Consider the following 13,820-nt stretch of genomic DNA (forward strand, 5'->3'; position numbering starts at 1 on the left):
TTCCCCGTTGTCGGCGGCGAAATGTCGTGGCAAAAATCCATCCTGTAAATGGTTTGATGGTGGATATTTCCTCTTTGCTGCGCCTGCGGCAGAAAAAATACGCTGTGATATAATGGCTATAATTTAGAGCTTAATATGAGCTTGAAGGAAGGAATCGCTATCCATGATCATCGCTGTCGATGTGTATTATGAGGAAAATCAAGCGAAATCAGTGGGGGTTATTTTTCAGAGTTGGGAAGATTCTAAACCACTCGAAGTCATCATCTCTTATACGGAAAACCCTCACGAATACGAAACGGGTTTTTTCTATAAACGAGAGCTTCCTTGTATACAGGAACTGTTGAACCTTACTGATATAAATCAAATACATACCATTGTTGTGGATGGCTATGTGTACTTAAACAATGAGAAAAAGCCCGGGCTCGGACATTATGTTTACACGGATTTTGCAGGAAAAATTCCAGTGATCGGTGTTGCAAAAAGTGCCTTTCACGACAACGAAGCCTTTGTCCAAAAGATTTACCGAGGCAGCAGCTCCAAGCCTTTGTATATCACCTCTATCGGCATGGAGCTAGCAGTCGCTGCCGAGCACATACAGAGTATGTACGGAGAATACCGATTTCCGCATCTGCTGAAATTGCTGGATAAGCAAACGAAGGAAGCCCGGCTATAATCAACAGGGGGAATTCAATATGTTGTTTTGGAAGAAAGAAACGCAACTTGATCGAATAAAAAACAAGCTCGAAAAGGCCATGCGTAAAGATACGGCTTTTTCGGTGTTTGGAGCATCCTCACACAAATACAGGGTTTATGAAAAGCTTACAGCAAAAGAGCTTGCAGACTGGCAAGCAAAGAATCAGGTCACACTTCCGGAGCCTTATACGCAGTTTTTAACGAGAGTTGGAAATGGAGGTGCCGGGCCGTATTACGGGATTTATTCGATTGAAAAGGCAACTTCTTATACCGATAGTGCACTCACTACAAAATGCGTTCTGCACCCCGGAATGACAAAAGAGGAATGGAACCATTTGACCGAGCCCCTGATCAGTGATGAGGACATCTCCGATTTGGAATACGACGCCGCCCGTGATAGGGTGTTGGGCGGCATGTTGTGTATTGGCACACAAGGCTGCGAATACGATATGTATCTTGTAATTGAAGGGAAACACAGGGGGAAAATCGTTTACACTTCAGATTTTTATCCGGATCATCCCTTTTTCTTTGTCTATGAAGACAACTTTCTGGACTGGTATGAGCGCTGGCTGGACGAAATTATTCTGGATTATGATATCGCGTGGTTTGGCAGCAGAATGCCGGGCGATGAAAATGCATTGATACAGGTTTATCAAAACGCCCCAAACGAAGAAATCAAATCAAAAGCGCTTGATGGAATGTTCAAGTTTAAGAAAATCTCGCAGCCAACCATTGATTTTTTAGAAAGCGTTGCTGAGCAAAGACAAAATGATCGCACCACAGCCATTCAGCTAATCTGCAAAACCTCTGTTGACGCGGGAAGAGGCTATCTTCTGGAGCTGTTGCATTCGGATAGAAATGAGGATTTATTACACGCTTTACAGATTCTGAACTGGTACGGTAAATCTTTTGATTTAGCGGAATTTATACAAGTGATAGTGCAAAGTCTTGACAGGGTTCACGACCCGGAGACGCTGCGTCATGTGGGGTATGTTTTGGAATCTTCCGGCGCGATTACACTCCAAAACTTTGCGCCCTTTTTGTGTCACACCGACTCGAATATACAAACTGCCGCAATCTATGCGACACGCGATTGCAATGACAAATCGGAAAGTTGGGAGATCATTCGAGAGATGTTCATGGGTGGCGGCAAGGAGGTTGTGAAAAACACTATTCAATATTGGGGCCTTATCCCTCATGAGAAGTTATTGCCTTATTATAAGGCTGCATGGCCGGAATATAAAAGCAATCCTAATTTCAGGGAAAAATTTATGGCTTGTTTGAAAGAATTAAATTTGCCAGATGATTATTTTGACAAAGAATAATTTAACTACTCAATATCCATACAATTGAAAACTCGCGCAGCTTTGCGTAGGGCACCCAATTAGATGGTTCAACTTTGCATATCGCCGTCGGTCATGATTTTCTCGCTGTTCTGACACCCGCCAAAACTGAGTCATGATCAAAAAACTTCGGCATTATCGTGCCGGAGCTTTTTTGCATGCAATCAAAGAGCCAAACGGCATGAAATGTTGACATACATAGCCGACTGGCAGTTTTCATGTAGAGTGAAAAGATGTGATTGACACGACACTGAATGGTGTCCTATAATCGAAAGAGACACCAAATGGTGTCTAATCGAGAGTTAGTCATTTAGGAAGATATGGAACCTGAATAAGTTTCACTTAAAACAATGAGGAGGAAACAAAATGAGTACAATCATCAGTGCGGAAACAACCGCGAAAGTAGTAACCCGGCACCGCGGAAAAATGATTGCTTATTGGACCGTCACGTTACCCTCGGCTTAAAGAATGGGCTTACGCCGGTATTTTCTTCTTAATGACGGGTGCGGCTTTATCTCATGCGTTTGCTAACGATTATGGTGATTACGGGTTTCATTTTATCCTTCCGCTTTTCTATGCCGCACTAACTATCGCCTCGTGGGCGCTGCGTCCGAAAAGCCGCAAAATGTGCAAGGAGGTGGTGAAATTATCGGCCGCCCCTTCGTACAACCAATAGATGACTACTGCAAAACTAATAATTTGGAGAGACTGTATTCGGTACCCTCCTGTTTTAAGGAAACCAAAAAGATAAGAGGAGAGATGGAAATGTCGTCTATCGTTGATTTTAAAAATGTGTCCACGGTTGGTTTAGAGTCTTCACCTGTAGCAGAAGCGCTTGCTGGATTACGTGCTAATGAAGCCCGTTACTTTATGAACAAATACAAGCATGAATTTACGGTAGTACCCGCTAGCGAAAGTCAGGAGAACCTTGATTATGTGAACCGAATTTTGAAAGAAGAACGTGATCTTGCGTTTGCGGCCAAGCCTTTAGAAACGTCGCGTTTTCAAGTGGAAAATATCCGATTTACCTACGTCTTTTATGAAGACGGGCTTGCGCTCAATGTCATGTATACGGTTGATGACCCTAAGAAGCGGGCCGTTGGTTTTAAGCTTTCCGAGGGGATGGAGGTACCGCAGGAGTTAGAAGGGAAGTTTAAGTTTGCCAGGCAGAAGTCTAAACTAGCCGGAACCATTCGAGGTTCGTTTTTTGTAATCAAAGGAGAATATTAAGGGCAGCAAAAATGTAAGGGAGAAATCGTTGTCCGAGCATGACAAGACTTACAGGCTGCTGATCGAAAAAATTTGGAACGCTTTCCCCGGATTGGAGACCGAGCCTGTCTCATCAGTCCGCTCACAGGAAAAGCGGCCGCCTTCCTCTTCGGAAGGCGGCCGCTTTTTTTATTTGAAGAGGAGGGGCAGGGCCGGTTGGGTCCGTTGTGCGGGTAGGGGACTCGTTCCTCCTTTCTGAGATTATCCTATGCGAGATTGATAGAAAGATGGCGGCGGCCGCCCGAATCTATGAAAAAAGGGTTTATCGATCCGATATGAAAAAAGTACTTTTATGTTCACTATGGTTATGATACACTTAAAACGAACTTAAATAAACATAAACGCACCTTATAGGAGGTTACCCCATATGGAAATCCGTCACACGACAAACCCGGCTGACTTTAAAACTTTTACAACCGAACGCATGAGAAATGACTTTTTGATCGAAAATTTGTTTCAGGAAGAGCGCATTTCGATGGTCTACACCCATTATGACCGCATGGTCATCGGAGGCGCGGTTCCCGTCAAGGAAACGCTTGAACTTGAAGCGGCCGACACGCTCAAAACGGAGTACTTCCTGGAGCGCCGCGAGGTTGGATTCCTGAACATCGGCGGAGACGCCGTCATTACGGCGGACGGAGAGAGCTTCGAGCTGGGCCGTCTGGATGCGCTGTACGTGGGCAAAGGAAACAAGAAAGTAACGATCGCCAGCAAGGATTCTTCGAATCCGGCCCGCGTTTATTTCTGTTCGGCGCTCGCTCACGCGGAAATCCCGTCGAGAAAAATTTCGATCAAGGAAGCGAATCCGAACCACCTCGGCTCTCTGGAAACGTCCAACGAGCGGATTCTGAACCAGTACATTCATGCCGACGGCATTCAAAGCTGCCAGCTGATGATGGGCGTAACTCAGCTCAAAACGGGAAGTGTATGGAATACGATGCCGGCTCATATCCACGACCGCAGAATGGAAGCTTACCTGTACTTCGATCTGAAGGAAGACGCGCGCGTGTTCCATATGATGGGCGAGCCTTCGGAAACGCGTCACCTCGTGGTTTCCAATGAACAGGGCGTCATTTCGCCGAGCTGGTCCATCCATTCCGGAGCGGGAACCAGCAACTATTCGTTCATCTGGGCTATGGCCGGCGAAAATTATACCTTTAAAGATATGGATATGGTGCCTATGAACGAGTTAAAGTAGAAGCATGAACCTGTTTGACAGGCAAGGAGGAATTATTCATGCTGGCTGCTGAACGCCATCGTACCATTCTGGAAGAACTGGAAAGCCGGAAAAGCGTCAAAGTTTCCGAGCTTAGCGATAAATTTCAGGTCACGGAAAAGACGATCCGCGAGGATCTCGAGAAGCTGGAGGAGAAAGGGCTTCTGAAGCGGACCCACGGGGGAGCTGTCCCTTTGCCCGACGAAGAGAGCCTACTGCCGCAGATTCCGAATATCAAGCATGTCCGCGAAAAATCCGCCATCGCCGAATACGCGCTGACTTTCATCGAACCGCACGACATCATTGCGCTCGACGCCGGGAGTACGACGCTGGAAATCGCCCGCAAGGTAAAGAACATGCCGCTCACCGTCCTGACCAACGATCTGCTCATTATCCGCGAGCTCACGGCTAAGGACCAGATCCGGCTTGTCGTGCCGGGCGGGTACCGGCATCATAACCTGCTCGTCGGCACCGATCCGGATTGGGTGAAGAAACTCAACGTGCATAAGCTGTTTCTGTCCGCCACCGGCATTCATCCTGACTACGGGCTGACCATTTTCACAGAGGAGCTGACAAGGCTCAAGCGCGTCTACATGGAATGCGCCAAAACGATTTACTGCGTCGCCGACCACAAAAAGTTCGGCAAAGGGGCCTTGATCACGTTTGCCGGCCTTGACGAGATCGACTACTTGATCACCGACAGCGGCATCGGTTCCGAGACGCTGAGCAAATACGGGGAAGCCGTCAACATTTTGCAGGCCCCCCTCTAATAACCGTTAGGCTAAGGAAGGTGTACGGAATGAATTTATTTGATTTGTCCGGCAAAAAAGCCGTCGTAACCGGGGCGGGCCGCGGCCTGGGCGCCGCTATCGCGATCGGTCTGGCCGAGGCGGGAGCGGACGTGGCGCTGGTGACGAACCGGACTCCCGCGGATGACGTCAAGGCACGGGTCGAGAGCTTCGGCCGCCGCGCGGTCACCATCCAGGCGGATGTCTCCGACCGCAGTCTGCTGCCTGGCGTAATCGGCCAGGCCCTCGAAGGCCTGGGTGGACTCGACATCCTGGTCAACAACGCGGGCATCATCCGGCGCAAGCCGGCCGCCGAGCATGACTACCAGGACTGGCAGGATGTGCTGGACGTGAACCTGAACTCCGTGTTCACGCTCTGCCAGCTTGCCGGCCGCCATATGATCGCACAGGGTTCCGGCAAGATCATCAACGTGGCCTCCATGCTGTCGTTCCAGGGAGGCATCAACGTGCCCGGCTACACGTCCAGCAAGCATGCCGTAGCCGGCCTGACCAAAGCTTTGGCGAATGAGTGGGCCTCCAAAGGCATTCAAGTCAACGGTATCGCACCGGGCTACATGAGCACGGACAACACCGAGGCGCTGCGCGAAGATCCGGTCCGCAGCAAGCAGATTCTCGAGCGCATTCCGGCGGCACGCTGGGGCACGTCCGAGGATCTGATCGGACCGGCCGTGCTGCTCGCATCCCGGGCCTCGGATTACATGAACGGACACATTCTGTGCGTCGACGGGGGCTGGATGGTCCGCTAGCCGTCCCGTCCCGTCCGGCCCTTCCGTTTCCGCTTCATCGGGACAGGTCCGGACTCCCCCTGCATAAAGCCAAGCCCTTCCGGGTTACAATGAGAACATCCTTCTCGTTTAACCCGGCAAGGGTTTTTTTGCGTTGGACAAACAAGTTTAATCAATCGGGGTGGAAAAAGGGACTCATAAAAGACTTATTAGGTTTATAGGAATATGATTGACTAGAAACTTTTTAAACCCTATAATATTTCGTATGCAAAATATTTGGAGGCGAATAGTAAAGAAAGGAAGGAATCAGTCTTGGAGGAACAGGATCGCATTCACCGGATTTTTCAATCCTACCGTGAGGTCAATCAGGCTTTTTTCCAAGTCCTGATGAAGGCGGCCCAACTGTACGGCCTCACGCCGGTCCAACTGCTTACCCTTAAAAATCTGAAGGAACATCCTCTTATCGGATTGGGGGAACTTAGCGAGTATATTCTGCTGGGGACCAGCACGACGAGCGGGATTGTGGACCGTCTGGTCAAAGCGGGCCTCGTTTCCCGGGAGCGTTCGGAGACAGACCGCCGGTCCGTTACGCTCAAGCTGACGGAGAAAGGGCTGGAACAGTGGAACCTGGTCGAACGGGACCACATGGACCGATTGTATATTCTCGCTTCGGTATCCGAAGAGGATCAGCGGCAGCTGGAGCGTATCAATACACAAATCCTAGAGATTTTACAGAAAGTGAGAGATGAAGAAACCCATGAGTACAGAAGCACCCCAATTTAAGCGGGGGCCTATTGTGGCCTCCCTGCTGATCGGAGCGTTCGTCGCCCTGCTCAGCCAAACCTTCCTCAACGTCGCCCTGCCGGGCATGATGAAGGATCTCCAAGTAAGCGAGAATACCATCCAGTGGCTGTCCAACGGCTATATGCTGGTCAGCGGCGTTCTCGTCCCGATCAGCGCCTTTCTGATCGAACGTTTTACGACGCGGAAGCTGTTTATCGCCGCGGTCGGCTTGTTTACGCTGGGCACGATCATAAGCGGATTCGCCCCCGGGTTCGAGCTGCTGCTGACCGGCCGTCTTGTCCAGGCGGCAGGCGCAGGCGTGCTTATGCCGCTGATGTCGATCGTCTTCCTGACGATCTTCCCCGTGGAGGAGCGCGGCAAAGCGATGGGCATGATGGGCGTCGCCATGATTTTCGCCCCGGCCATCGGTCCTACGCTGTCCGGCTGGATTATGGAGCATTACAGCTGGCGGGCCCTGTTCTATATCATTATCCCGCTTTCCGCTTTTGCCCTGATCTTCGGAGCCGTATCGCTTAAAAACGTGACGCGCACATCCAAACCGCGCCTTGATATTCTCGGCGTTATTCTCTCCACCCTTGGTTTCGGGGGGCTGCTCTACGGCTTCAGTGACGCGGGTAAAGACGGATGGGACAGCACGATTGTCGTGACTTGCCTGACGGTCGGCGCCGTTTCGCTCATCCTGTTCATCTGGCGCGAGCTGGTGACCGAGAAGCCGATTCTGGAATTCCGTGTGTTCAAATTCAACATGTATTCCCTTACGACCGTCATTAACGTCATTGTGACGATGGCCATGTTCTCCGGGATGATTCTTCTCCCGCTCTATCTGCAAAACATCCGCGGATTTACGCCGTTCGAATCCGGACTTCTGCTTCTTCCGGGCGCGATTCTGATGGGGATCATGTCCCCGATTACCGGTATTATTTTCGATAAAGTCGGTGCCCGCTGGCTTTCCGTTATAGGCTTGCTGATCATGACCGTGACGACTTACGAATTCAGCAAGCTTACCATTGATACGACGTATACCACGCTCATTCTGCTCTACACGATCCGCAGCTTCGGGATGTCGATGCTGATGATGCCGATCCAGACCGCAGGGATGAATCAGCTTCCCCAGCGTCTGAATGCGCACGGTTCGGCCATGTCGCAGACGCTCCGTAACGTGGCCGGCGCCATCGGCACCGCCCTGCTCGTGTCCCTTATGACCAATGCGGCCAAGTCCCATGGAGCGGAGCTCGTCGCCGCGGGCGGCATCAATCCCGCCGATAAGGTCAAAATGGCGGAAATTGCCCAGCAGTCCGCGGTCTACGGCATCAACCATTCCTTCGTCGTGGCGACATGGATGACGGTGGCCGCTCTTGTTATGGCCTTCTTTATCCGTAAAGTGAAGCCGCACGTCGAGATCAAGCACGAGAGTGTCGTGATCGAAAACAAAGACGTCGAAACCGTCACGGTTTCGTCGAAATAAGGTAAAACGAACATCGTCCCGAACGCAGTCCCCGCGGCTGCTTCCGGACGATTTTTTTTGCTTTGGAACAGCATGCTCCAGGAAGGAATCTATCAAAGAGTTGTCGAATTTTGGAACCATGCAGGCTTTGCAGAGAGAGGGGACTTATAAAATGAAATGCAGCATTTGCCAATGGGTGAAAATCGTTGATATGAACAACGAAGCGCTGACACAGCAGCTCTTTGTACACGGGGAGATCGAAGGGGCGGCACTGACGGTAGGCGCTTCGGTCGTTACACATTCGCTCGGTCTCAAGAAATTCGAAGTCGTTTACGACAAGAGGGAAGGCATCGAATCGGCCCGCTTTAAAGTGGTCGACATCGAAGTCGACATGCTCCAGCACCCGTTTACGACCCGTGCCTACCTGGAGCCGCAGGTGCTCATTATCGGCCAGCACGACGTGGGTGAAACGGAGTAATCCGCAAGGCTCTCGGCAGGGCTGAAAAGGCGGCGGAAACCGTGTCCGGATTGGATTCTTCGCGGATAATCGGCTATCATGGGGAGAGACGACTTTGCTTACAAAGGAGAATGGAGACATGATGCGTTTATTCATGATGCTGGGAAGCATCAATATGTTTTTGGCGGTGGCGCTGGGCGCTTTCGGCGCTCATATGCTGAAAACAAAAATCAGTGCGGATATGCTTGCCGTCTACCAGACCGGCGTGCAGTATCATATGATTCATGCGGTCGGCCTTATCGCAATCGGTCTCGCCGCGGATCGTCTGACGCAGAACCAGTCCCTGGTTAATGCTTCGGGCTGGGCGATCCTGATCGGAATTATTTTATTTTCCGGGAGTCTCTATGTCCTGAGCTTGTCCGGTATTAAAGTGTTAGGAGCCATTACGCCGTTCGGCGGGGTTGCTTTCCTGGCAGGCTGGGTTATGCTGGCGATTGCCGCAATGAAATAAGAGCCGGATTTATTCCGGCTCTTTTCTTTTTTGTAAGGGGCTTAAATAATAGCAGGAAAATTTACCTAGTGCGTAGAAGTTGTTACCATTTGCACGTTTGCCTGTCGATTCAGGTGTTTGACGGAAGACGAAAAATGTCGATTGAGGGCGGATTTGCAGGATAATCTCCCCGTCCCGGTCAGCAACCCCCAAAATCCTTTTGGTTGAAAGGAATACCGGATGTATAAGTCATTCAGTCCAGATGAGGATAACGAATCGGGCTTTATCGCACCCGCTATGATTCCCGTGTTTGCCTACGCGTTCAAAGAGGCCTTGATCGGGATGGCGGTGGTGAATCAGCAGGGAGATATTCTTGAAGTGAATGAAGTGCTCTGCCGGATGCTGGGATATACGCGCCGGGAGCTTCTCGGGATGAACAAGGACGATATCGCTTACGCAGCGGTCGGCACGGAAGACTGGGTGAGCCGGTGGAAGGAACTGGCCGCAACCAAAAGGCTGCAGATGGAGAAAAGGTTCCGGCATAAAGACGGACACTGGGTCTGGGCGATCCTGAACGTGTCTCTTCTCCCCGGTATGGACGGCTCCTTTGTCTATTATGTGCAGCTGCAAGACCTGACGGGCCGTAAAGCCATGGAAGAAAAGCTGGAGCGGAGCCGTCAGGAGCTTGGGCCCCTTTTCGAGTATAATCCGGACATCGTCTGCATAGTGGATATGCAGGGGCATATTGTCAGCATTAATTCCACCATGAGGCAGGTCACGGGGTACGAGACGGGCGAATTGGCGGGGCATCCCTGCAAGAGTTTCATTTACCCGGGAGACCTGGAGACGGCGGCGGAGCTTTTCGAAGCTGCGAAAAGCGGCAGAACCCGGATGGGCGAATTCAATGTCTCGCGCAAGAACGGAAGCTGGGTCACCGTGGAGGTCAACACGCTTCCGATTCAGGTAGGCAGCCGCGTGGAAGGGATTTATGCGATAGCCAAAGACGTAACGAGGCGCAGGGAAACGGAAGAACGGCTGAGAACGTCCGAGAAGCTGTCGGCCGTAGGGCAGCTTGCGGCGGGTGTCGCCCATGAAATCCGGAATCCGCTGACGGCTCTGAAAGGCTTTACCCAGTTTCTGCAGTCCGGAGCAGAGGGGAAGCAGGAATACTACGAAATCATGATGTCCGAGCTTAACCGGATCGATCTCATCCTTTCGGAACTGCTTATGCTAGCCAAGCCCAAAGCGTCCGAATTCGCCTGGTTAAACCCGGAGCTTGTGATCCGGCATGTACTTGCGCTCCTTGAAGCGCAGGCCATTCTTAAGAACGTCGAATTCTTGACGAATGTGGACGGCAGTCTCTCCGGCATGATGGGGGCCGAGAATCAGCTGAAGCAGTTGTTCGTGAATTTATTGAAAAATGCGATCGAGGCCATGCCGGACGGAGGGCTTATCACGATCCGGCTGCAGGAGCAGGCGGACAAGCGGATTTGTTTCGCCATTGCGGATCAGGGAAGCGGGATCCCGCAGGATTTGATCGACAAGATCGGCGTTCCCTTCTATACGACCAAAGATCAGGGCAGCGGGCTGGGCATGATGGTCAGCCGCAAAATTGTGGAGGAGCACAAAGGCACCCTTCAGATTGAAAGCGTCATGGGGGAAGGGACGACCGTTTACGTTCGGCTGCCCATAAACAGAGAAAGCGGCGAAATGGAGGAAAAACGGAAATGATACCGGTTCTCTTAGGCGGGTATGCAGCAGTTATCGTGATCGGAAGTGTGCTGCTGAGAGCCTATGCAGTCTGGATCTGTCTGGGAGCCTCGGCCGTACTGGCGGGGGCGCTGTATACCCTTAACAAGCGCGGCAACCCCGCTGCTTCCGGGCAGGAAGGACTTACGGCATTGGACAACAAGCCGGTGGATCCGCCAATTGCGGATGAATCCTCCCGATTGCTGGACACTTTATTCGATTACAGCCCGAACGCGATCAGCGTAACGGATGAGCACGGCAAATTAACCCGGGTAAGCCGGACCATGGAACGGCTCCTCGGAGCGACGAACGAGCAGCTGGTCGGCAATTCTTTCGGAGCTTACGTATCCGACGAGCATCAGGATAAGCTCAAGCAGCGCTACGGAGAACTGCGCACAGGGACGCCGCAGCTGTTCGATATCCCGGTGCTCCACCGGAGCGGGTACCGGATCGACTTGTCGGCTACGGGCGTGCCGCTCGAGACGCAGGGGGCAAGCCGGCGGTTCCTGTTCATGTTCCAGGATATCACGGAACGGCGGAGAGCCGACGAGCAGTTCCGGCACATGGCCTACTACGACGATATGACGGGCCTTCCGAACCGTCGGCTGTTCAAGGAACAGCTTACGGAGGCGCTGCTTCTGGCGGAAAGCCATCATCAGCGGGTAGCGGTCATGTACGTGGACATCGACGGCTTCAAGCTGTTTAACGACTGCTTCGGTTACGACTACGGGGACATGCTGCTGCTTCAGGTGGCGGAGCGGTTCACCCGCTGCATCTCGGATAACGACTTCATCGCCAGAACGGAAGGCGACGAATTCGCTTTCTTCTACACGGGCATTCAGGGGAGGGAACAGGCCTTGCAGCTCGCCTCCCGGCTGCTGTCCGTGCTTGAGGAGCCTTTCATGCTGGAGCAGTATGAGCTGCACGTTACGGCAAGTATAGGCATCTCGCTGCTCTCGCGCGAATGCGAGGACGCGGATACGCTGATGAAGCATGCGAATATGGCCGTCACCCGGGCCAAGGAGAACGGAAAAAGCGACATCCAGATTTTCAACTCCGAAATGAGATCCGTCTCTCTTCAGAAACTTCAATTGGAAAACGACCTGAGGCGGGCCATTACAAACAACGAATTCGTGCTGCATTATCAGCCGCAGGTCGAGATCGAAAGCGGTCAAATCGTAGGGATGGAGGCGCTCATCCGCTGGAACCACCCCCAGAAGGGCTTTATTCCGCCGGGAGATTTCATCCCGTTTGCGGAGCAGTCGGGACTGATCGTGCCGATCTCGGAGTGGGTGCTGCACGAGGCGTGCCAGCAGAACCAAACCTGGCAGGATGCCGGCCTTCCGAAAGTTCCGGTATCCGTGAACTTGTCTTCCCGGCAGTTTCTCCAGCATAATCTGAAGGCGAAAGTCGATCAGGTGCTGCAGCATACGGGGCTGGCTCCACAGTTTCTGGAGCTCGAGATTACCGAGAGCATGACCATGGATGTGGAGCATGCCATCGCTTCGCTTCTGGAACTGAAGCAGCTCGGTGTCCAGGTGAGCATCGACGATTTCGGCACGGGATACAGCTCTCTGTCATATTTGAAAAGATTTCCGGTCGACCGGCTGAAAATCGACCGTTCTTTCGTCCGAGACATCATGGAGGACCCGAGCGACGCCGCTATCGTCGCCACGATTATTTCCATGACGCGGCACTTGAACTTGAAAGTGATCGCCGAGGGCGTGGAGACGGAGGAGCAGCTTTCCTTCCTGCACCGCAATCAGTGCCATGAGGTTCAGGGCTACTGGTTCAGCCCGCCTCTGACGGCGGATAAGATGGGCTCCATGCTGCGCCGGATCACCTGCAGCGCAGGGAGGCTCAAGGAAGCCTGAGGCCGGTCGGGACGGTGACGGTGCGGAGCAGTCGATAAGGCTGCAGGCATGTGGAAGAAACCGTGAAAGTTAAGCGGTAAAGCTTAGTCTGTTTTTTAGAGAACGGACGGTAAGGCCAAGGACGGCAAATCCCTGAGAAAGATGGCTGGCCGAAAAAACAACTAGAGCCGGATTTTTTTGGGAGTTTCCGGGAAACCGTTCTGCCAGACTCGCGATTGAGAGAAAGCGGCGCCGGGATGCAGTTCAGGTGCCCGATGCGGCGCCGTTTGACGCCAGTCAACCTCGCCGCCCTATAGAAGAAAGGCCCGAGCGCGTAAGCGCCGGGCCTTTTTTTAATGTAAAGACATATTGTCGATCTCGTTGAGCTTAAACAGATAAACTTTCTTTTCGTCCACATGGTAGACGGTAACGTTGCCCGATTCTTCATCGAAATTCAGAACCCGGCAGGGAAGACTGAGCCGGATGCCCGCCCCTTTTACGACGGAAAGGCGGATCAGGGTGTTGTCCTTGATCATCTTCCGGAGCTGGTCTTCCACCTGGGGCCTCTGCTGATTGGAAGCGGATGCAGCGGAAGGCGCAGACGATCCGGTTTTGGATGCCGGCTGTTTCCCGGATGATGCCGGTGATCCGTCCGATACGGCAGCATGTGAAGAAGCTGCGGTCGAAGATGTGCCAGAGGAAGGCGTATTTAATGCGATCAGCTTGCCGAGCTCAATCCCCTGTTCGATCGTAAAATCTGTGAAATTAGCATTATTCAAGACCTGCAGCAGCTTTTGAAGCGCAAGTCCATTCGTCTCTTCTTCCATCAAAATTTTAACGGTAAACAAATGGCCTTGTTTGGATGTTTGGTTCGTGTTAGTAGTCGTAATAAGACCTCCGTCTCATTGAATCTGGTCTTTTTACTATAGCATGAAATGGGTCTTTAGATACACCCTGTTTTTCCGGCA

At 52.0% G+C, this 13,820-nt stretch carries 14 protein-coding genes; 13 read left to right on the top strand and 1 reads right to left on the bottom strand.

The window, feature by feature from the left end; genetic code table 11:
• Positions 1 to 163 precede the first annotated feature (163 nt).
• The 13 genes from ABH899_RS04745 (at position 164) to ABH899_RS04805 (ending at position 12,873) form a co-directional block, all read left to right on the top strand.
• Positions 164 to 673, top strand: coding sequence for an endonuclease V (locus ABH899_RS04745; RefSeq protein WP_369994433.1), 510 nt, complete (start codon positions 164 to 166; stop codon positions 671 to 673).
• A 19-nt stretch (positions 674 to 692) separates the two neighbouring features.
• Positions 693 to 2,018, top strand: coding sequence for an SMI1/KNR4 family protein (locus ABH899_RS04750; protein WP_369994436.1), 1,326 nt, complete (start codon positions 693 to 695; stop codon positions 2,016 to 2,018).
• 448 nt (positions 2,019 to 2,466) lie between these two features.
• Entirely contained in the window at positions 2,467 to 2,712 is a 246-nt protein-coding gene (locus tag ABH899_RS04755; protein WP_369994439.1) for a DoxX family protein, read from the top strand.
• Positions 2,713 to 2,801: 89 nt separating this feature from the next.
• Entirely contained in the window at positions 2,802 to 3,266 is a 465-nt protein-coding gene (locus ABH899_RS04760; RefSeq protein ID WP_369994442.1) for a phage tail protein, read from the top strand.
• A 406-nt stretch (positions 3,267 to 3,672) separates the two neighbouring features.
• The gene (gene kduI / locus ABH899_RS04765; RefSeq protein WP_218229179.1) at positions 3,673 to 4,503 is read left to right on the top strand and encodes a 5-dehydro-4-deoxy-D-glucuronate isomerase; all 831 of its coding nucleotides are present in this window, start codon (positions 3,673 to 3,675) and stop codon (positions 4,501 to 4,503) included.
• Positions 4,504 to 4,541: 38 nt separating this feature from the next.
• On the top strand, positions 4,542 to 5,291 hold the full coding sequence (locus tag ABH899_RS04770) for a DeoR/GlpR family DNA-binding transcription regulator (RefSeq protein ID WP_009677137.1): 750 nt from the start codon (positions 4,542 to 4,544) through the stop codon (positions 5,289 to 5,291).
• Positions 5,292 to 5,320: 29 nt separating this feature from the next.
• Positions 5,321 to 6,076: a 2-dehydro-3-deoxy-D-gluconate 5-dehydrogenase KduD gene (kduD, locus tag ABH899_RS04775; RefSeq protein WP_218229180.1), complete on the top strand. Its 756-nt coding sequence runs from the start codon at positions 5,321 to 5,323 to the stop codon at positions 6,074 to 6,076.
• A gap of 291 nt (positions 6,077 to 6,367) precedes the next feature.
• Entirely contained in the window at positions 6,368 to 6,838 is a 471-nt protein-coding gene (locus ABH899_RS04780; RefSeq protein WP_009677172.1) for a MarR family winged helix-turn-helix transcriptional regulator, read from the top strand.
• Complete coding sequence (locus ABH899_RS04785; protein ID WP_016423884.1) at positions 6,813 to 8,324, top strand: DHA2 family efflux MFS transporter permease subunit; 1,512 nt, start codon at positions 6,813 to 6,815, stop codon at positions 8,322 to 8,324. Before ABH899_RS04780 ends, ABH899_RS04785 begins: the two co-directional genes overlap by 26 nt.
• Positions 8,325 to 8,475: 151 nt before the next feature.
• Positions 8,476 to 8,781, top strand: coding sequence for a hypothetical protein (locus tag ABH899_RS04790; protein WP_009677148.1), 306 nt, complete (start codon positions 8,476 to 8,478; stop codon positions 8,779 to 8,781).
• 118 nt (positions 8,782 to 8,899) lie between these two features.
• Entirely contained in the window at positions 8,900 to 9,271 is a 372-nt protein-coding gene (locus tag ABH899_RS04795) for a DUF423 domain-containing protein (protein WP_009677133.1), read from the top strand.
• A gap of 219 nt (positions 9,272 to 9,490) precedes the next feature.
• Positions 9,491 to 10,981 carry a PAS domain-containing sensor histidine kinase gene (locus tag ABH899_RS04800; RefSeq protein ID WP_218229181.1) on the top strand — a complete coding sequence of 497 codons (1,491 nt, stop codon included), beginning with the start codon at positions 9,491 to 9,493 and terminating at the stop codon, positions 10,979 to 10,981.
• Positions 10,978 to 12,873 (top strand): putative bifunctional diguanylate cyclase/phosphodiesterase, encoded by a 1,896-nt coding sequence (locus ABH899_RS04805; protein ID WP_369994449.1) that lies wholly within the window; start codon positions 10,978 to 10,980, stop codon positions 12,871 to 12,873. The genes ABH899_RS04800 and ABH899_RS04805 overlap by 4 nt, the downstream gene beginning before the upstream one ends.
• A 332-nt stretch (positions 12,874 to 13,205) precedes the next feature.
• On the opposite strand, the gene ABH899_RS04810 is transcribed toward ABH899_RS04805, so the two are convergent.
• Complete coding sequence (locus tag ABH899_RS04810) at positions 13,206 to 13,700, bottom strand: hypothetical protein (RefSeq protein WP_369994451.1); 495 nt, start codon at positions 13,698 to 13,700, stop codon at positions 13,206 to 13,208.
• Positions 13,701 to 13,820: the final 120 nt, after the last annotated feature.

The sequence above is a fragment of the Paenibacillus sp. RC84 genome (assembly GCF_041260495.1).
In the GTDB taxonomy this organism is placed as follows: domain Bacteria; phylum Bacillota; class Bacilli; order Paenibacillales; family NBRC-103111; genus Paenibacillus_F.

Coding starts and splice junctions, on each gene's coding strand:
- ABH899_RS04745 (WP_369994433.1), top strand. CDS start 164: ATGATCATCGCTGTCGATGTGTATTATGAGGAAAATCAAGCGAAATCA.
- ABH899_RS04750 (WP_369994436.1), top strand. CDS start 693: ATGTTGTTTTGGAAGAAAGAAACGCAACTTGATCGAATAAAAAACAAG.
- ABH899_RS04760 (WP_369994442.1), top strand. CDS start 2,802: ATGTCGTCTATCGTTGATTTTAAAAATGTGTCCACGGTTGGTTTAGAG.
- kduI (WP_218229179.1), top strand. CDS start 3,673: ATGGAAATCCGTCACACGACAAACCCGGCTGACTTTAAAACTTTTACA.
- ABH899_RS04770 (WP_009677137.1), top strand. CDS start 4,542: ATGCTGGCTGCTGAACGCCATCGTACCATTCTGGAAGAACTGGAAAGC.
- kduD (WP_218229180.1), top strand. CDS start 5,321: ATGAATTTATTTGATTTGTCCGGCAAAAAAGCCGTCGTAACCGGGGCG.
- ABH899_RS04785 (WP_016423884.1), top strand. CDS start 6,813: ATGAGTACAGAAGCACCCCAATTTAAGCGGGGGCCTATTGTGGCCTCC.
- ABH899_RS04790 (WP_009677148.1), top strand. CDS start 8,476: ATGAAATGCAGCATTTGCCAATGGGTGAAAATCGTTGATATGAACAAC.
- ABH899_RS04795 (WP_009677133.1), top strand. CDS start 8,900: ATGATGCGTTTATTCATGATGCTGGGAAGCATCAATATGTTTTTGGCG.
- ABH899_RS04800 (WP_218229181.1), top strand. CDS start 9,491: ATGTATAAGTCATTCAGTCCAGATGAGGATAACGAATCGGGCTTTATC.
- ABH899_RS04805 (WP_369994449.1), top strand. CDS start 10,978: ATGATACCGGTTCTCTTAGGCGGGTATGCAGCAGTTATCGTGATCGGA.